Annotated in this window: 17 protein-coding genes; 6 read left to right on the forward strand and 11 right to left on the reverse strand. The window is 35.7% G+C overall.

All coding sequences use genetic code 11. The features are described 5' to 3' along the window. On the reverse strand, nt 1-392 hold a 392-nt coding region (locus DOK81_RS08045; protein WP_206909926.1), incomplete at its 3' end, for a glycosyltransferase family 2 protein. 225 nt (nt 393-617) lie between these two features. On the opposite strand from DOK81_RS08045, the gene DOK81_RS08050 reads away from it, so the two are divergent. Together DOK81_RS08050 and DOK81_RS08055 are read left to right on the forward strand one after the other, a co-directional pair. Continuing rightward, nucleotides 618-1970 carry a Mur ligase family protein gene (locus tag DOK81_RS08050; protein ID WP_206897576.1) on the forward strand — a complete coding sequence of 451 codons (1353 nt, stop codon included), beginning with the start codon at nt 618-620 and terminating at the stop codon, nt 1968-1970. Beyond that, nucleotides 1963-2673, forward strand: a complete 711-nt coding sequence (locus tag DOK81_RS08055) for a type 1 glutamine amidotransferase (protein WP_206909928.1) — start codon at nt 1963-1965, stop codon at nt 2671-2673. Before DOK81_RS08050 ends, DOK81_RS08055 begins: the two co-directional genes overlap by 8 nt. 78 nt (nt 2674-2751) lie before the next feature. Here the strand turns inward: DOK81_RS08055 and manA are convergent, their stop codons facing one another. The 6 genes from manA to DOK81_RS08085 form a co-directional block, all read right to left on the reverse strand. Beyond that, the gene (gene manA / locus DOK81_RS08060; protein ID WP_206909930.1) at nt 2752-3708 is read right to left on the reverse strand and encodes a mannose-6-phosphate isomerase, class I; all 957 of its coding nucleotides are present in this window, start codon (nt 3706-3708) and stop codon (nt 2752-2754) included. Between the two features lie 38 nt (nt 3709-3746). Beyond that, nucleotides 3747-4772, reverse strand: coding sequence for a serine hydrolase domain-containing protein (locus DOK81_RS08065; protein WP_206909932.1), 1026 nt, complete (start codon nt 4770-4772; stop codon nt 3747-3749). A 234-nt stretch (nt 4773-5006) separates the two neighbouring features. After that, nucleotides 5007-5843: a VOC family protein gene (locus tag DOK81_RS08070; protein WP_206909934.1), complete on the reverse strand. Its 837-nt coding sequence runs from the start codon at nt 5841-5843 to the stop codon at nt 5007-5009. 387 nt (nt 5844-6230) lie between these two features. Beyond that, nucleotides 6231-8120, reverse strand: a complete 1890-nt coding sequence (locus DOK81_RS08075) for an ABC transporter ATP-binding protein (RefSeq protein WP_206909936.1) — start codon at nt 8118-8120, stop codon at nt 6231-6233. Further along, entirely contained in the window at nt 8117-9844 is a 1728-nt protein-coding gene (locus DOK81_RS08080) for an ABC transporter ATP-binding protein (RefSeq protein ID WP_206909938.1), read from the reverse strand. Before DOK81_RS08080 ends, DOK81_RS08075 begins: the two co-directional genes overlap by 4 nt. A 15-nt stretch (nt 9845-9859) precedes the next feature. Continuing rightward, nucleotides 9860-10513 carry a TetR family transcriptional regulator gene (locus DOK81_RS08085; RefSeq protein WP_206909939.1) on the reverse strand — a complete coding sequence of 218 codons (654 nt, stop codon included), beginning with the start codon at nt 10511-10513 and terminating at the stop codon, nt 9860-9862. Nucleotides 10514-11169: 656 nt separating this feature from the next. On the opposite strand from DOK81_RS08085, the gene DOK81_RS08090 reads away from it, so the two are divergent. Beyond that, nucleotides 11170-11790 (forward strand): FMN-dependent NADH-azoreductase, encoded by a 621-nt coding sequence (locus tag DOK81_RS08090; protein WP_206909941.1) that lies wholly within the window; start codon nt 11170-11172, stop codon nt 11788-11790. Nucleotides 11791-11900: 110 nt separating this feature from the next. Here DOK81_RS08090 and DOK81_RS08095 read toward each other — a convergent pair whose 3' ends face one another. After that, complete coding sequence (locus tag DOK81_RS08095; RefSeq protein WP_206909943.1) at nt 11901-13070, reverse strand: AI-2E family transporter; 1170 nt, start codon at nt 13068-13070, stop codon at nt 11901-11903. A gap of 9 nt (nt 13071-13079) precedes the next feature. Further along, nucleotides 13080-13433 carry a PTS glucitol/sorbitol transporter subunit IIA gene (locus DOK81_RS08100; RefSeq protein WP_206909944.1) on the reverse strand — a complete coding sequence of 118 codons (354 nt, stop codon included), beginning with the start codon at nt 13431-13433 and terminating at the stop codon, nt 13080-13082. A 164-nt stretch (nt 13434-13597) separates the two neighbouring features. On the opposite strand from DOK81_RS08100, the gene DOK81_RS08105 reads away from it, so the two are divergent. From DOK81_RS08105 to DOK81_RS08115, 3 genes are read left to right on the forward strand one after another with little or no spacing between them, the layout of a single operon-like run. Beyond that, nucleotides 13598-14620 (forward strand): lactonase family protein, encoded by a 1023-nt coding sequence (locus DOK81_RS08105; RefSeq protein ID WP_206909945.1) that lies wholly within the window; start codon nt 13598-13600, stop codon nt 14618-14620. A gap of 26 nt (nt 14621-14646) precedes the next feature. Continuing rightward, on the forward strand, nt 14647-14997 hold the full coding sequence (locus tag DOK81_RS08110) for a hypothetical protein (protein WP_206909946.1): 351 nt from the start codon (nt 14647-14649) through the stop codon (nt 14995-14997). Nucleotides 14998-15019: 22 nt separating this feature from the next. Then, nucleotides 15020-15202, forward strand: coding sequence for a hypothetical protein (locus DOK81_RS08115; protein WP_206909949.1), 183 nt, complete (start codon nt 15020-15022; stop codon nt 15200-15202). Between the two features lie 462 nt (nt 15203-15664). Here the strand turns inward: DOK81_RS08115 and DOK81_RS08120 are convergent, their stop codons facing one another. Further along, nucleotides 15665-16099, reverse strand: coding sequence for a hypothetical protein (locus DOK81_RS08120; RefSeq protein ID WP_206909947.1), 435 nt, complete (start codon nt 16097-16099; stop codon nt 15665-15667). Nucleotides 16100-16199: 100 nt separating this feature from the next. Further along, nucleotides 16200-17428 (reverse strand): LTA synthase family protein (locus DOK81_RS08125; protein ID WP_206909948.1); only part of this gene is annotated, 1229 nt, incomplete at its 5' end.

Genomic DNA, 17428 nt, shown 5'->3' on the forward strand with positions numbered 1-17428 from the left:
AAGCTCCGGATCACGGGTTCGCCTTCTCGAGTAGAACGTCTTGTTCCGATGCAGTCAACATCAGAGGTCAAGATTCGTTCAATCATTTCTGGCAATAATTCAGGGGGATCTTGCAAGTCAACATCCATGACGGTGACTAAATCACCTGTTGCAGCTTGCAATCCGGCATATAATGCGGCTTCTTTTCCAAAGTTTCTGGAAAATGAGACGAAGCGCACGGAATCATGTGCAGCGGCTAAATCTTTGATGACGGGTAAGGTCTGATCTTTGGAGCCATCATCAATAAATAAGTATTCAAAAGTATAAGTGCCACGATATTTTTCAACTTCTTGGAAAAATAGTGGAATTGCGGCTTCTTCGTTAAAGCAGGGGACGACGATACTAATCTTCATTTTTACCAACCTTTCTTCAATTTATCTTCCATGTTATTTTACCATAATAAAATTTCTAGCGAACATCCTCAGAAACTTTCTTTATTTTTCTACTCAAAAATTATGAAATGCTCTGTAAGATTTCACATTTCTTAAGAAAAAGAAAAGCAATTTAACCTTTTTTTCAACATGTGGTATGATAAGTTGAATTTACTCGTCAACACGACGTTTTTTGGAGGTTACATAATGGGAATACGCAGTCAATTTGCGATTGCAGTTGGGAAATCATCACAATGGGCATTGAAAACATTTTTTAAAGGTGGTTCAAGCTTACCTGGTAAACTTGCTCTTAAAATAGATCCACATATTTTAGATAGTTTAGCCAAAGACTATGAAGTAGTTGTCGTAACTGGAACGAATGGCAAAACATTGACTACTGCTTTAACTGTTAATATTTTACGTCAACAATTTGATGAAGTTTTGACAAATCCAACTGGTGCAAACATGGTTCAAGGAATCGTTTCAACATTTTTACAAGCCAAACCAAAAAAAGGACAGAAAAAATTTGCTGTTCTCGAAATTGACGAAGCCAGTTTGAGTAAAGTTACTGAATACATGAAACCTGAATTATTTCTATTCACAAATATTTTCCGAGATCAAATGGATCGATACGGAGAAATTTATACAACATACAAAATGATTGTTGACGGTGCTGCAAAAGCGCCAAATGCAACGATTATTTCAAATGGTGACTCACCAATTTTCAATTCGGTACAAACAGTCAATCCAAACAAATATTATGGCTTTGATCACGAAGAAGATCATGAGCAAATGGCCCACTACAACACAGACGGGGTCTTATGTCCAAAATGTCATCATATCTTGCATTATAAAATGATCACTTATGCTAATTTAGGAAAATATTATTGTCCAAATTGCGATTTTAAACGTCCTGAGCTTGATTATCGTTTAACTGAAATGATTCGTATGGACAATGTTTCTGCTGATTTTGTCATTGATGAACATGAGTATGGTATCGAAGTTGGCGGAATGTATAACGTGTATAACGCCTTAGCTGCTACAGCTGTGGCTGAATATTATGGCGTAGCACCAGAAAAAATCAAACAAGGTCTAGGCTATGATGAAAAAGTCTTTGGACGTCAAGAAACGATAACAATCAATGACAAGAAATGTACATTGATCCTTGTTAAAAACCCAGTTGGAATCAATCAAGTAATTGATATGATTGGTCTTGCACCTTATCCATTTTCATTAGTTTCATTGTTAAATGCGAATTATGCTGATGGAATTGATGTCAGTTGGATTTGGGATGGCAACTATGAAAACTTCGCAACAATGGCTATTCCAGCAGTTATCTCTGGAGGAGATCGTCACACAGATATGACTTTACGTTTAAAAGTTGCAGGAATACCAGAAGAAAAATTAACGGAAACAAAAGAAATTCCAGAAGTAATCGAAAAAATCAAAACACTTCCAACCGAACATGTTTATATTCTAGCTACTTATACCGCTGTTTTGCAGTTGCGTAAAGAATTAGCGAGTCAAGGATATATTAAAGGAGGCATGAATAATGGCTAATTATGAATTAACTATTGCGCACCTGTATGGTAACTTAATGAATACTTACGGGGATAACGGAAATTTATTGATGCTCAAATATGTTGCAGAGAAAATGGGTGTGACTTTTCATTCTGAAATCGTCAGCATCCATGAACCTTTTGATGAAAAAAAATATGATTTAGTCTTTTTCGGTGGTGGGCAAGACTTTGAACAACTGATCATTTCAGAAGATATCCAAGACAAAAAGGAATCTTTGACAAACTATATTGAAAATGATGGCGTCATGCTTGCGATTTGTGGTGGCTACCAATTACTTGGTCATTATTACATGGGTGCTAATGGTGAAAAAATCCAAGGAATCAGTGCTTTAGACCACTATACGCTTAGTCAAGACAACAATCGTTTTATTGGAGATATTGTTATTCATAATGAAGAATTCAACGAAACTTATTATGGATTTGAAAATCACAACGGGCGAACTTTCTTAGGCGAAGGCGAGCGTCCTCTCGGAAAAGTGATTCAAGGGGAAGGAAACAATGGCGAAGATCAGTCTGAAGGAGTTATTTACCGTAATGTTTATGGTTCTTACTTCCATGGTCCTATCTTAGCACGTAATGAACACTTGGCAGAACGTTTGATTCGTTTAGCTTTAGAAAAACGTTATGGCAAAGAGTTGGATTTACCAACTGTAACAGCACAAAATATCGTACCTAGCATTTAATATAAGAAACACAAACAAAAAGAATGAACCAAAACGAAATTCGCTTTGGCTCATTCTTTTTTATATTTTTTCAATCAATTATTTCTTTTCACCTGGAACAGAAGCAATGATTGCTAACTCGCCTTGAATCGTCCATTCTTTGACGCCGTCAGGAATAATGCAGCTAGTTCCTTTTTCCAATGAATAATTTTTGCCGTCAACTACCAACTCGCCAGCACCATCAATTACTGTCATCAACGTATAAGGTGCATGTTTTTTGAATGACATGATTCCTTTAACATCCCATTCATAAACATTAAAGAACTCTGTTTCTAGATACGTAACCACAGAAGAATTTCCTTCGCGAATTTCTTTTACGTGTAATTCTGGGGTTTTTGCTGGAACAGTTGTTACATCAATTGATTGTTGAATGTGTAATTCACGGGTATTCCCTTGATCGTCTTTGCGATCGTAATCATACACACGGTAAGTCGTATCTGAACTTTGTTGTGTTTCTAAAATCATGATTCCTTTACCAATTGCGTGGATCGTTCCACTTGGTACATAGAAGAAATCACCTTTTTTCACAGGAACACGTTTCAATAAATCATCCCAACGGCCTTCTTCAATCATTTTTGCAAGTTCTTCACGTGTTTTTGCGTGATGACCATAAATGATTTCTGCACCTGGCTCTGCATCAATGATATACCAACATTCTGTTTTACCTAGTTCACCTTCATGTTCCATTCCATATGTATCATCTGGATGGACTTGAACAGATAATTCATCTTCTGCATCTAAAATTTTAATCAGCAATGGGAAAACTGGCTCTGAGGGATGTCCAAACAACTCTTTATGGTTTGCCCAAAGATCATCTAATTTTTGACCTTTAAATTCACCGTTCTCAACAATACTTACACCATGAGGGTGCGCACTGATTGCCCAATCCTCTCCAATTTTGTCACTAGGAATGTCAAATCCGAATACAGAACGTAGGCGACTTCCTCCCCAAATTTTTTCTTGGAAAACTGGTTTTAAAAACATAGGTTCTTGCATAATTCAAACTCCTCTCAACTTTCATAGCTATTATAGCACTATTTCTGTAAGAACGCTTTCTCTTTCAGATAAGTTTCAACAATTTCATCACGGCATTCAAGATATGTTTCACGCGCATCAATTGGATGAATACGATTTGATAAAAAGATAAAACCTTCTTGACTAATAATATCAATTAATAGGAATGTTCCTGTATACCCTGTATGGAAAAGTATTGGATGTTGATCCTTTCGATCTAATTTTAAATCCCAACCTAGTGATCGTTGCCCATTTTTTTCAGGCGTATGATCTTGAAGTAAGGACTCAATCGTTTGTGTGGTCAAAAATTGTCCCCCATTGACTTTTCCCTTAGCTAAGTACATTTGAACAAAAGAAATACTATCTTCTAAATCCAAAAATAAGCCTGCATTTCCCGCATGCTCAGCTAAAACTCTTGCTTTTGGATCATGAGTGATCCCTCTTAAGACTTCTCCAGATGGTAATTGTTCAGTAGGAACAATTTTTTTAGATGGAAAAGGTAAAAATAAACTATTCATCATTCCTAAAGGTTCAAGAACTTGTTCTTGAAATAGTTCAACCGCTGACTCTTGATAGATTTCTTCCAACATCAAACCAAGTAAAATCGTCCCTGCATCCGTATATTTGACCGTTTTACCTAGCTCCGCTCCGGGCTGCAATGTTAAATAAGCAGCAATCAATGCTTCTTGCGTCAATGAATCTCGGTTGGGAATCCAAGTTTGAATATCTGAAGTGTGTGTTAATAAATGACGAATAGTGATCGTCTGATTTTCAAAAGCTGGTAAATAATGGTGTAATGGTTGATCTAGTTCAATTTTTCCGTCTTCCCACAATCGTAAAACAAGTGTTGTAGTAGCAATGACTTTTGTTAACGATGCTACATCGAAAAGTAAGTCTTCTGACATCGGTTGTGGCTCAGGGACAACTTGAGCTTGCCCTGCTACAAATGATTCGACTTCACCTTGCTTGATAAAAGCAGCTACCACGCCGGGATAAAAACCTTCCTCTAGTTTCGTCAAAACCATTTGTTTGGTTTCTGGGTACATATTTTTTCCTCATTTCTACTTAAAAACTTAAAAGCTCTCTTAAACGATTTGCTTATGCGTACAGCACAAGCATATATTTTTCTGAATAGTGAAGCAAGTTGTTTCAGCTAATTTTTTGATTAATTTATTTGACAAAAAAAGAGTAGCTGAACAGCTACTCTTTTTTTATCAAAATGATTGAAGTCAACACTATCGTTAAGAAATTATATTTTTGGCTAACTCCAATCAATTTAGCTATTTTTTAGGATTGCTAACGAACCACCATTCGATACCAATCGCATCATACACAGTGATAACTGATTTTTTCTTATCTAAGAAGAAATCAAGCTTTTCAGCTTGTAAATGTTGAATCAGTGTTTCCATATTTTCTGGTGTCACAACAAATTTCAAGAAGTCTAGCCCTAACACTTCATCTGTTGGTAAGTCGATTGTTCCACCAGTCGCTTGGTTCAAGCCAACATGAAAATCACCTTCGTTCAATACATGTAGACCATTTTTTTCGTTATGTACTTTTAGTCCGAGTACATGACTCAAAAATTGACGTTCTTTCGCTAGGTCGCTAACATTCAAATGAATTTTTTCAAAATAGGCGCCTGGTGTTAACTTTGTGAATTTTTCTTCAGATTTTCGCAGTAAAGCTTCTTGATCCATTTCGTCAGGTTCTGTTTTTTTAGCATCTTTTTCTTCGTAATAAATTTCAAGTTCATTACCTTCTGGATCAACTAGTAAAATCCCCATACGTGCTTGATCTTCCAGTGCATCTTTAATTGGATAATTTGTTTTACGAATACGGCATAAAATATCTGCCATTTCTTCTACACTTGGAATGATCAAAGAAAAGCGACTCAACTTTTTGATTTCACCCATATGATCATTGGCACGTGGACTTTCTTCTAGCAAAAGCATTTCGCTATCATTTTCCTGTGTACCAAAAATAGCCAACTCATTTTCTTCACGTTTCAAATCAAAACCAACCGTATCTTTATAAAAAGCAATCATTTTATCACGATCTTTGACTCGGATAGCCACACTTTTTAAATAGGTAGTAGCCCCCAATTTAAAATCCTTCATTTATTCTACTCCCCTTCTGCGTCAAATTATATTTTAACGATGGATGCCACTTCTTTCAAGCAATAACTAAGAATTTGTGAAATTTATTTAGTTAAGGAGTAATACCAGTCTTCTTTTTCTTAAAGAAAACCAAAAAATTGATGAAATTTACTAAATAGTATTCCATCAATACAGTTTTTTTAATTGTTTTTCGTTACCAATCAGCCAATTATTTCAAATATGAAAAGGGGATGTGACAATAACTCTGTCACATCCCCTTTTTTAAAGAAATGGTGTTCCCAAAGCAACTCCTCAAAATAATTCGTAACTGATCAAAAATATATGAAGCTATTTTGTCAGTTGCTCATTATCTAGTCGGAGCTAAACGCTTTGCGCCATAACCTCTTATTAAGCAACTTCTTCAGAAAATTGGCTATTATAAAGATCTGCATAGAAACCATCTTTAGCCATTAATTCTTCATGATTACCTGTTTCTACAATTGATCCATGATTCATCACAATAATATTATCCGCATCACGAATCGTTGACAAGCGATGTGCAACCACAAAACTTGTCCGATTTTCTAACAGACGATTCATTGCTCGTTGAATCAAAATTTCTGTTCGAGTATCGACACTTGAAGTTGCTTCATCCAGAATCAAAACATCGGGATTAGCTAGGAATGCACGAGCAATCGTGATCAATTGACGTTGTCCTTGGGAGATGTTACTTGCATCTTCATTTAAAATCGTGTCATATCCTTCTGGCAATTTGCGAACAAAATCATCGACGTGCGCAGCTTTTGCAGCGGCAATCACTTGTTCTTTTGTCGCTTGTTCATTTCCATAATGGATGTTGTCATAAATTGTTCCTGTAAATAACCAAGTATCTTGTAAGACCATCGAGAATTTAGCGCGTAATTCATCACGTGACAAGTCTCTAGTATCGACACCTTCATAGCGAATGCTTCCGCCAGATACATCGTAAAAACGTTCCAATAGATTGATTAGTGTCGTTTTACCGGCACCCGTTGGCCCAACGATTGCGACCATTTCTCCCGGTTTGACGTCTAAATTAAAATCAGTCATCAATAAATTATCATCAGTATAACCAAACTGCACATTTTCAAAACGAACTTTGTATGGAGAATCTTCTTCTACAGGAAGCCCTGAAGATTCGTCTGTCATCTCGGCTTCGTCTAGGACTTCAAATACACGTTCTGCAGAAGCCACGGTTGATTGGATCGTATTCATTAAGCTAGCGATTTGGGTAATTGGTTGTGAGAATTGACTCGTATATTGCAAGAATGCTTGCACATCCCCTAAAGAAATATTCCCATTCGCTACTTTGATCCCACCAAGGACAGCGACAAACACATAGCCTAAATTCTTAACGAAGTTCATTAATGGCATGATAATTGCCGAAATAAATTGTGCTTTCCAACCGGACGCATAAAGTTTTTCATTTTCAACTTCAAAAACTTCTTGATCTTTACCAGTATGATTAAAAGTTTTCACAATCGTGTGCCCAGCATAAGTTTCTTCTACTTGGTTATTCAATAAACCTAGGCTCTTTTGTTGATCTGAAAAGTATACTTGTGACTTAGGTGCGACGATCATCACAACGATTAAGCTTAGCGGAATCATAAGTAAAGCAACTAAAGTCAATTGCCAACTAATCGATAGCATCATCACGATAACACCAACTAGTGTAACTATACTTGTTACAAATTGTGTTAGATTTTGTTGAAGAGTACTTGCGATGTTGTCCATGTCATTGATTGCTCGAGACATAATATCACCATTCGTATGTGTATCATAATAAGAAATGGGTACTCGGTTCATTTTACCTTCTAAATCCTTACGCAAATCATAAACTGTTCGTTGTGAGACACGTGTCATAATAAACTGTTGTAAGAAACTAAACACAGCAGCAATAACATACATGATAATAACGGTCGCAATAATTTGACCGATTTTGTCAAAATCAATTGGAAACTCAGACACTTTTTGACCTTGCTGCATTTGTTTTGCGCCGATCATCACGCCTTTAAAAATTTCAGTTGTTGCACGACCTAAAACTTTCGGTGTTTGAATTTGGAAAATTACCGCTGCAATAGCCAACACAAATACTAAAACAATCGCCACTAGTCGTTTTGACATATAACTGAAGAGCCGACGAACTGTCCCCCAGAAATTTTTTGCTTTTTCTCCTTTTGCACCAATGTTGCGTCCAGGTCCATGACCGCCTCCGCCACGCATTGATCCATGAGAGGATTGTGTATTTTCTTTACTCATGCTAAGTCCTCCTCTCTTAATTGGGAACGAACGATTTCTGCATACGTTTCATTTGTTTCTAACAGTTCCTTGTGTGTTCCCTTGCCAACTAACTTACCTTCATCTAAAACTAAAATCGTATCTGCATCCATGACCGTACTTACGCGTTGTGCTACTAAAACAGTGATACTGTCCGTCATGTCCTGTTTCAATGCTTGACGAAGTTTCGCATCTGTTTTGAAATCGAGCGCAGAAAATGAATCATCAAAAACGTAAACATCCGCTGGCTTGACTAATGCACGAGCAATCGCCAATCGCTGTCTTTGTCCACCAGAAAAATTCCCTCCGCCTTGTTCAACATGACTATCAAGTCCATCTTCCAACTCAGAAACAAAGTCTTTTGCTTGAGCAATCTCTAATGCTTTCCAGATCATCTCATCTGTTGCACCAGGTGATCCGTATTGCATGTTTTCCCGAATCGTGCCAGAAAATAAAATCGCCTTTTGGGGAACGAAACCAATCAACTCGCGTAAATTTTCTTGAGTCATTTCACGAATATCCGTTTGATTCAAACGAATCTCACCTGATTCAACTTCATATAGTCGAGGAATCAAATTCACTAACGTTGTTTTACCAGATCCTGTTCCACCAATAATTGCAACGATTTCTCCCGATTTCGCATGAAAATCGATATCTTCCAACGCTAATTTTTCCGCACCACGATAACGATAATCCACATGATTGAAATCCAGTGTTGCAGACTTTCCAGCAAGGGTTACTTCTTTTGGATTTTTTGGATCCGTGATATCGATATCTTCATCTAATACTTCGTTGATCCGATCAGCAGAAGCTTGTGCACGAGGAACCATGATAAAGATCATTGATAGCATCATGAAACTAATTAGGATTTGCATCGCGTAAGTCATAAAAGCAATTAAATTCCCAACTTCTAAACTCATTTCAGCTATGTAGTGTCCACCAAACCAAGTAATTGCTACGTTTGTTCCACTCATGATCAATGTCATCAATGGCATCATCAATGCGACAATCGAATTCACTCGAATCGCTGTATTTGTGTAATCTTTATTCGCTAAATCAAAACGATTTTCTTCAAACTTTGTTTTGTCAAACGCACGAATCACGCGGACACCAGTTAGCCCTTCACGGAAAACTAAGTTCAAACGGTCTGTTTTCTTTTGCATGCTCTTGAACAATGGCACTGCAAAATACATAATACCGCCAACTAAAACTAGCATGATCGGGATAACTACCAAGAAGATTTTTGTTAACTCTTGATCCTTTTGATAAGCAAGAAAACTTGCACCAATCAATGTAATAGGTGCATTGATCATCATTCGTAAAAACATCTGAACAACCATTTGGATTTGAGTCACATCATTCGTTGTTCTTGTAATCAATGAGGCTGTTCCAAATTTATCAAAGCCATCGTTTGTTAAGCTTTCTGTTTTTTGATAAACATCCGAGCGTAACTTTTTACCTAATTTTTGTGACTCACGTGTCGCAAAAAAAGTATTCCCAATAGCAGCTAAAATACTAATCAATGAAAATCCGATCATGACTATTCCGGTTTGCCAAATATAATCAATATCTCCTTTGGCTACCCCTTTATCAATAATATTGGATGTCAATGTTGGTAAGTACAAGTCTGCTAAAACTTGAACAACCATAAAACCAACTGCAGCAATTGCAGAAGTAATGGAAATTCGTTTAATAATTTTCAGCATCTATTCCCCTTCTTTCTACTTATATGCTCCCTCTTTCAACCAAGAAAGCTTTAACTTAAATTCTTCAATTGCTTGTTCAACTGAGTAATCCTGAATCACTGAAAGTGACTTATATGAATGTGCAATCGTTGAAAACACAATATTCATCAATAGTGAAATCAATAATTCTAATTCATGTGAATCTTTTACTTTTAACTTCGTTTGATCAATTACCTCAATCAATGCCTGTGTATCCTGCTTATGCCTTTTATGTGGCATTTTCTTTGCTTTTTCTTCTTCAGAAAGATGAGGAGTCACTTTACGTGAAGCACGATAATCCATGTGCATGAATAAGTGTCGGTAAAATGCAGAATTTTCCCCCGATAAAATTTCTCGGATCATCTTTTCAAAATAAAGCTCAAATCCTTCAAAAAGATCTCCGTGAACTTCTTTCATCAAGTTCCTCATGTCTCGCGAACTATCACGTCGCAGTGTCTCAAAATAATAGAAGTAAAGATCCTCTTTATTTTCAAAGTATTGGTAAAAACTACCTCGTGGTATCTCAGCTAACTTCACAATATTAGCAATGGACGCATCCTTCAACGGTACTCGTGAAAATTCAGCACTCGCAGCAGCAAGTAAACGTTGTTGCTTTTCTTTTGGTAAATGAAAAAATGTTTGTGTTGGCATAGTCCTCCTCCTTTCGTTTTTCTCTCTAATGACACGTTGTCATATGACGCTATGTCATTATAACACCAATAGACTGTTTTGCAAGTTTTTTACATTATTTTTTTCATTTATTTCATCTTAAAAAAAGAAACAGTACATCCATTAAACGAATGCACTGTTTCTTTTAAAAATAAGTGAGTAAGGGTTTCCCACCTTTTATGTCTTAGTTCATTGTTCTTATGGAAAAAGAAAACCCGTTTGCCAGCCAGACGAACTTAGAATATGAGAAGTCACTTCGGCCATCTTTCTTGTAAAAACAATGAACTAACAACAACTCTGATGAAAGAGTGATGATTTGTTACAAGTATGTAAGAAAAAATCAACTCTCCCACTTGTGGGGTTATTTGAGATATGAATCCCAAATCAACATGGTGGAATAACTAAATTATAGCCAAGCAAATCAGGTATTTCCAATATACTTTTACCGATGTCGAGGTAAAATAATGTAAAAAAGCTATTCTTCACCCTAGATTCAAGTATGATCTAATTTTAAAGAAAAACACTAAAATAACTATTCTTTGTTTTTAAACCTTGATAGCCTTTTCTTTTTCGAGTAAACTAGCTTTGTTAGTCTTAAACATAACAAGTATGTTTACAAAAAAGGAGATTGAATCATTATGTCATCAGTATTAATTGTCAAAGGCCATCCTTTAACTGCTGAAGAATCACGCTCAGTTAAAGCTCTTTCTACATTTTTAACTAGCTATAAAGAAAATCATCCAGAAGATGAAATCACTATTCTTGATCTTTATCGTGATGATATTCCTGAAATTGATGAAGAATTGTTATCAGGTTGGGAAGTTCTTCGTACGGGAGCAGACTTCTCAGAATTAACTGAGCATCAACAACATAAAATTGCGCGCTTTAATGAGTTAACTGAACAATTTTTAGCTGCTGATAAAATCGTTATTGCTAATGCACTTTGGAACCTAAATATCCCAACACGTTTAAAAGCTTGGTTTGACACAGTCAATGTAGCTGGTAAAACATTCAAATACACAGAAAATGGTCCTCAAGGATTGGTTCAAGGAAAGAAAGCTTTACACATCCAATCAAATGGCGGTATTTATCAAGGGCAAGATTTTGCTTCACAATATGTTAAAGGAATCTTGAACTTTATCGGAATCGACGAAATCGATCAATTATTTATTGAAGGAATCGACTACACACCTGATCGTGCAGAAGAATTAATGCAAGAAGCATTAGACAAAGCTGCTCAATTAGGTAAAGAATTTTAAACTAAGCATTTCTCTTTTTATCAGAAGAAAAAACAGCGGACAGTGATCTAGCCTTAGATCCTTGTCCGCTGTTTTTAGTTGTCTGTCTTTTTGATTTTTTAGATGACTAGCTACTCTTTTTTCGGGGCTTCAATTGGCTCATCTTCATACAATGAAGAAATCGTTGTGTACCACTCAAAAATATGTGTAATGATTACTTTGGCCGCCGCATACACGGGTATTCCAAGGATTACTCCTACGATTCCAAACAGTTTTCCAGAAGTTAGCAAAACTAATAAAATCGTTACAGGATGAATTGCTAATTGATTACCTAAAACTAATGGTGAAATCAATCGTCCTTCGATCGTTTGCTCAACAATAAAAACGATAATTACTTTCACCAACATCAGAGGTCCTGCTACGATCCCAAGAAAGATTGCAGGAATCATAGCTAAAAATGAGCCAAGGTATGGAATTAGATTTAAAAATCCCGCCACAATACCTAATGTCACTGAATACTCCAACCCAATAATCGAAAAACCAATAATAAACATGATTGCAACAGCAAAAGCTACTGTCAATTGACCTCTAATATAAGAAGATACTTGATCATTCATTTCACCTAAGACCTTCAAAGTTGGCTTTCTCATACGTGTTGGTAAAAATTTAACAAAATAAGGTGCTAATTGACGTCCATCTTTTAATAAATAAAATAAGATAAATGGCATCGTCATAATTGCAACAATAACTGTTGCTACCGCGCCTACGATACTTCCAACACTCTGAACAGTCGTTTTTGAAAGGTTCTTAATCAAATCGCCGGCGGAATTGATAATTTTGTCTCCCGCAGTCTCAAGTTGTTCACGAAATTGATTGAACAAAGGATCGCGTAAGATTTCTGTTAATTTATCATCAATTGTGTCGACATATTGTGGAAAATTACTAGCAAAACTAACAGATTGCTCTTGAATTTTTGGTACAATCACTACGATTCCCCAAACAATCAATGCCACTACAACGACAAACAAACCAATAATACTGTAAATTCTAGGAATTTTTTTCTTTTCCAAATAGTCTACTACAGGATTCATCAAATAATATAAAATGCCTGCTAAAATAATTGGTAACCCAACGATGGCTAAAAATTGCCACACAGGTTCAAATAAATAAGACACTTTCGTAAAAAGAAAAACGATTACTAATAAAAGTAGAACAACCAATAATGCTGTTACTACTTGGTTATTTAAAAACCATTTCCAAAACCAGGAAATCGGTTTTCCTTTTTTATTTTTTTCCTCCATATGCCCCTCCTACTGATAATAAATTTGTGTTCCCAAATGAATTTCTGGAAGTTGATAGGGATTCAAATACACACCATTAACAATCGTATTATCCGATTGATGCTCATCAAACACTAGCGTTACGTGACCAACTGTTTCTAAATTTTGATTAGCGGTCGTTCCGACATGTTCGATCGTGTATTCTTGTTCATCAAATCGAATTTTTTTTCCAGATTCTAGCTTAAAGGGTTCTTTATTTAAAAATTCTTGGATAATCGAGTAGTTTCGTAAAGTAGTTGTTGCTGTGTTGTTAAATAAAATCAGCATTGGTTCTTTTTCATTAATTGCTTCTGGTCCAATTTCTACTACATTGGCTTGAATCATCTTGATCTCTCCTTTGATTACTATCACAATGAACAGTGTTTTTCTTCCTATAGCGTATTTCTACGCTCAAAAATATTATAGCATATTCTCTTTCATTATCCGCCAAGAACAGTTGTATGCTAAAATAAAAAAGAAAACAATTTCATTTTTTAGGAGGGAATCAAATGATTGAAAAAATCATTTTGGGTACTTATACACGTAGAGTAAGTGAAGGAATTTATACAATCGATCTTGATACTGAAAAAAAAGAATTATCTGGACTATCTTTAGTAGCTAAAGAAGTAAGTCCTACCTATTTAGCAAAGAGTGATGCAAAAAATCTATATACTGTCACAACAGTCGATGGATTGGGTGGCGCAGGCGCATACGATTCAAATTATCATTTTTTGAATGCGGTAACAGAAGAAGGAGCCCCTCTTTGTTATGTAGCTGTAGATGAAACACGTCAACTAGTTTACGGCGCAAATTATCATAAAGGTGAAGTGAATGTTTATCGTATTTTAGATAATGGTGGTATTGAAGCTGTCGAATCTCTTTATCATCTAGAAGAAACTGGACCACACAAAAATCAAGACCACGCACATGTCCATTACACTGATCTAGCACCCGATCAACGCTTAGTTGTTTGTGACCTTGGAACTGACCGAGTGTACACTTATGACGTTGCAGAAAGTGGAAAGTTAACCTTAGTTGCCACTTTCGTTGCTGAGCCTGGAACAGGTCCTCGTCATTTGGTGTTCCACCCGATTCAACCAATTGCTTATTTATTTGGTGAATTAGACAGCACCGTAAGCGTCCTTGCTTATCAAGAAGATGGTTCTTTTACAGAACTACAAAAAATTTCAACTTTGCCAGAAGATTTCAAAGGTGAAAATGGTGGGGCTGCTATCCGAATTTCAGCTGATGGTCATTTCTTATATGCTTCTAACCGTGGGCATAACTCGATCACAGTCTATGAGATTTCTGATAATGGTAAACAGCTTTCAACTGTTCAAAATATTTCAACAGAAGGAGATTTCCCACGTGACTTCGCCTTGGATCCAACAAATAAGTTTTTAGTTTGTGCCAATCAAAATAGTGACAACTTAACTTTATTTACACGTGATGATCAAACTGGTCAGTTGACATTACTACAAAAGGATATTTATGCACCTGAATGTGTGTGCGTTTATTTCGACCAAAACTAACCTATTCTTCTAAGGAGGAAATTTTTATGATTCAAAAATCAGCCGAAGAGTATCTATTAGACAATCTTTCTGAACTTTATAACAAGTGTCTTCCCTTATATGAATTAATTACTAGCCCACGTTATGAAAAAAATCGTGTAATTGTTGTTACCAACGAGCTGTACAGTCTAGCTCAAACAGCAGGATTATATACTCAGATACATCCAGAATTACAAATCAAAGAAGTTAGCAAATTCTTTGATGCTTTTCATCAGTTTTATGCTGAGCTCAAGCAAGTCTTCTTCAATGAAGATTCTAATACTGCTTTACTTTATAGCAAATTGACTATTATGAAACAAAACTTTGAACATTTAACTGCTATTTTTCACAGCTTATAGATGGATTCAAAGAGAATTATAAATGAAGAAAGAAGCGAAGAACATGAACCAACAGGATGTGTTAGATCGTTTGCGTGAAGACTTAAATATTCCTTTTTTTCAGGGGAAAATCGAAGATAAAGAATACACAGAGGCAGACTATCAACAAATAAAAAAAGATTTAGAAGCTTATTTTGATAACTATGTCAGAAATGTTGAAAACTGAAGAAGGTTGTGGTGCAATGCGTTTAACTCCGAACAGATAACAAGCAAGCACTCAAAATAGCTTTTCATATTTTGAAGTGAATGCAAGTTATCTGGAGGAGTTGCTTTGGGAACACCGTAAAGAAGGTTGTGGCGCAATGCGTTTAACTCCGAACAGATAACGAGTGAGTAACAAATAATCTTCCCTACCCTAATATTACTCCCTTAAGAAGGTGTGACAAAAGTCTTGTCACACCTTCTTTTTTCGACTAATTGGCATTTTAGCATGACTTCTTCGGAATTGAAGCAAATCTTTGAGCATAAAAAACCACCGAGTTGGTTAGGCTCGGTGGAAAAGGCTACTTACTCAATGAGAGTAAATAAAGGTTGTTGTTGGTTGTGCTTTTATCATATAGCAGTAAGTAACGCTTATCATAAAAAAAACGTTATATTTAGATTAAATAACTCTAGTTTTAAATTTATCTTATTTTTTCATCAAAAGATTAGTCATTTTTTGGATTGCTAGTGAAATATCATCTGTTGCTTGGTCTTGTTTTTTTTCTGAAGCTTCAAATAAATCCGTGTCAATTCCTTTTTCGATGTCAATACTTTGAATCATTTCTTCACAACCAGCTACATAAGAAAGATAGGCACGTTCAAATTTTTTGTGGATTCCCATAACTTTTGCTGGAGGACGTAAAGCACTAACTTTTTTCAACATTGCTCGGTATTGCTTTGTTCCAGCTTCAAACAATTGAACAACTTCTGTTAATTGTTCTGAATTTAATTCTGCAACTTTCTTTTCATCAATTGCTTGACGAACCATTTCGTATTTGGGATGCATCTGCTCACCAATTTCTTCTGTTTGTTTCACAATGTTGTCAACTGATTGAACATAATAACCAATATTTGGTAACATGTAATTCCCTACTTTCTCCGTTTATCTACCATTTATTGTACCTGTTTTTACTATTTTCTGACAAGTTTATTTCTCGACTTGTTTCCTTTCACTTCAACTACTATTTTTCAAAAAAACCATCCTGTAAGCTATATTGTTTACCAGAAACGATATCATACTGAATCATTTGATAGTCCTCATATAATTTTTGTTGTTGCTCATTTAATTCCGCTTCTTTACGCCATTGTCCATTCTGATAATACAAGCCACGTTCGAAAGCAGGTAAAACTTTCTCCACATTTAATAATAATTGATAAAAACCAGTCGTTGCTTGATTCGTTTGTTCCAATAAGTTAGCGGCAAAATAAAATGGACTACTGATTGCATCATAAGTACCTTGCTTCGTTAATTTTCCTGCACTATCGAACATTAAAAATTGTGTTTCATGTAGAGTTTGTTCATCGTTTGCTCCCCGAATTGCTTCTGAGTAAATACCAGGAAGATGATCTCCCCAAAAAACAACTAGAGTTCTCCGCGAAACATCTTGTAAATTATCGACAAATTCTTGCAGTGCCTCACTACTATAAGCAACATCTTGCAAATAATTAGTTAAATTATTCGTATCACTCCCATCACTCACCTGGACATCGTAAGTTGTATCTGGATACTTTCCAGCATAAGGCATATGTGTTTGCATTGTCACTAAATGAACGAATTGTGGTGAATCTTGCTGTTTTAAAATAGACAAGACTTCTTGATATGCTGCTTTATCTGAAATGTAAGGATTGTTTTGGAGCTTTTCTGTGTAATTCATCTCTTTTTCACTAATGAACGAATCAAATCCCAAAATATTATACACATCTTCACGCTTATACATTGATGTGTTATAAGGATGAATTGCTGTCGTTTGATAATTTTGTGCTGCTAAATTGGACACCAATGATGGAAATTTTGTCATTTTAGGAACTAACATCGTGTATGGAGTTGTTAATTGTGCATTAAACAGTTCCATTGAAAAACCAGTTAACGCTTCAAATTCAATATTTGCAGTCCCACCCCCATAATTTTGGGATAACATTTTTCCACTATAGGTTTGATTCGCAATGTCATAATAATCTTGCAGTGGATTTCCAGAAACTTCAATTCCGTTTAAATGACTAGGATCAGAAAAGCTTTCACTCATTACATAAACGATGTTCGGTTGTTCTTCATCAACTGTTTGATTTTTTTTATCAGCTATTTTCTGATAATTTTTAGTTATTTCTGCTACTTTTTCTTTGGAATAGCCTTTTGGTTCATCCATTGCTTCAACTTGTAGATTGTAAAGAAACCCGCCAATAAAACCTGTAT

This window comes from Enterococcus sp. DIV0660C (genome assembly GCF_017316125.1).
GTDB lineage: Bacteria > Bacillota > Bacilli > Lactobacillales > Enterococcaceae > Enterococcus_B.

Excerpts from the sequence above, each read along its gene's own strand:
- DOK81_RS08050 (WP_206897576.1), top strand. The coding sequence starts at position 618 with ATGGGAATACGCAGTCAATTTGCGATTGCAGTTGGGAAATCATCACAA.
- DOK81_RS08055 (WP_206909928.1), top strand. The coding sequence starts at position 1,963 with ATGGCTAATTATGAATTAACTATTGCGCACCTGTATGGTAACTTAATG.
- manA (WP_206909930.1), bottom strand. The coding sequence starts at position 3,708 with ATGCAAGAACCTATGTTTTTAAAACCAGTTTTCCAAGAAAAAATTTGG.
- DOK81_RS08065 (WP_206909932.1), bottom strand. The coding sequence starts at position 4,772 with ATGTACCCAGAAACCAAACAAATGGTTTTGACGAAACTAGAGGAAGGT.
- DOK81_RS08070 (WP_206909934.1), bottom strand. The coding sequence starts at position 5,843 with ATGAAGGATTTTAAATTGGGGGCTACTACCTATTTAAAAAGTGTGGCT.
- DOK81_RS08075 (WP_206909936.1), bottom strand. The coding sequence starts at position 8,120 with ATGAGTAAAGAAAATACACAATCCTCTCATGGATCAATGCGTGGCGGA.
- DOK81_RS08080 (WP_206909938.1), bottom strand. The coding sequence starts at position 9,844 with ATGCTGAAAATTATTAAACGAATTTCCATTACTTCTGCAATTGCTGCA.
- DOK81_RS08085 (WP_206909939.1), bottom strand. The coding sequence starts at position 10,513 with ATGCCAACACAAACATTTTTTCATTTACCAAAAGAAAAGCAACAACGT.
- DOK81_RS08090 (WP_206909941.1), top strand. The coding sequence starts at position 11,170 with ATGTCATCAGTATTAATTGTCAAAGGCCATCCTTTAACTGCTGAAGAA.
- DOK81_RS08095 (WP_206909943.1), bottom strand. The coding sequence starts at position 13,070 with ATGGAGGAAAAAAATAAAAAAGGAAAACCGATTTCCTGGTTTTGGAAA.
- DOK81_RS08100 (WP_206909944.1), bottom strand. The coding sequence starts at position 13,433 with ATGATTCAAGCCAATGTAGTAGAAATTGGACCAGAAGCAATTAATGAA.
- DOK81_RS08105 (WP_206909945.1), top strand. The coding sequence starts at position 13,598 with ATGATTGAAAAAATCATTTTGGGTACTTATACACGTAGAGTAAGTGAA.
- DOK81_RS08110 (WP_206909946.1), top strand. The coding sequence starts at position 14,647 with ATGATTCAAAAATCAGCCGAAGAGTATCTATTAGACAATCTTTCTGAA.
- DOK81_RS08115 (WP_206909949.1), top strand. The coding sequence starts at position 15,020 with ATGAAGAAAGAAGCGAAGAACATGAACCAACAGGATGTGTTAGATCGT.
- DOK81_RS08120 (WP_206909947.1), bottom strand. The coding sequence starts at position 16,099 with ATGTTACCAAATATTGGTTATTATGTTCAATCAGTTGACAACATTGTG.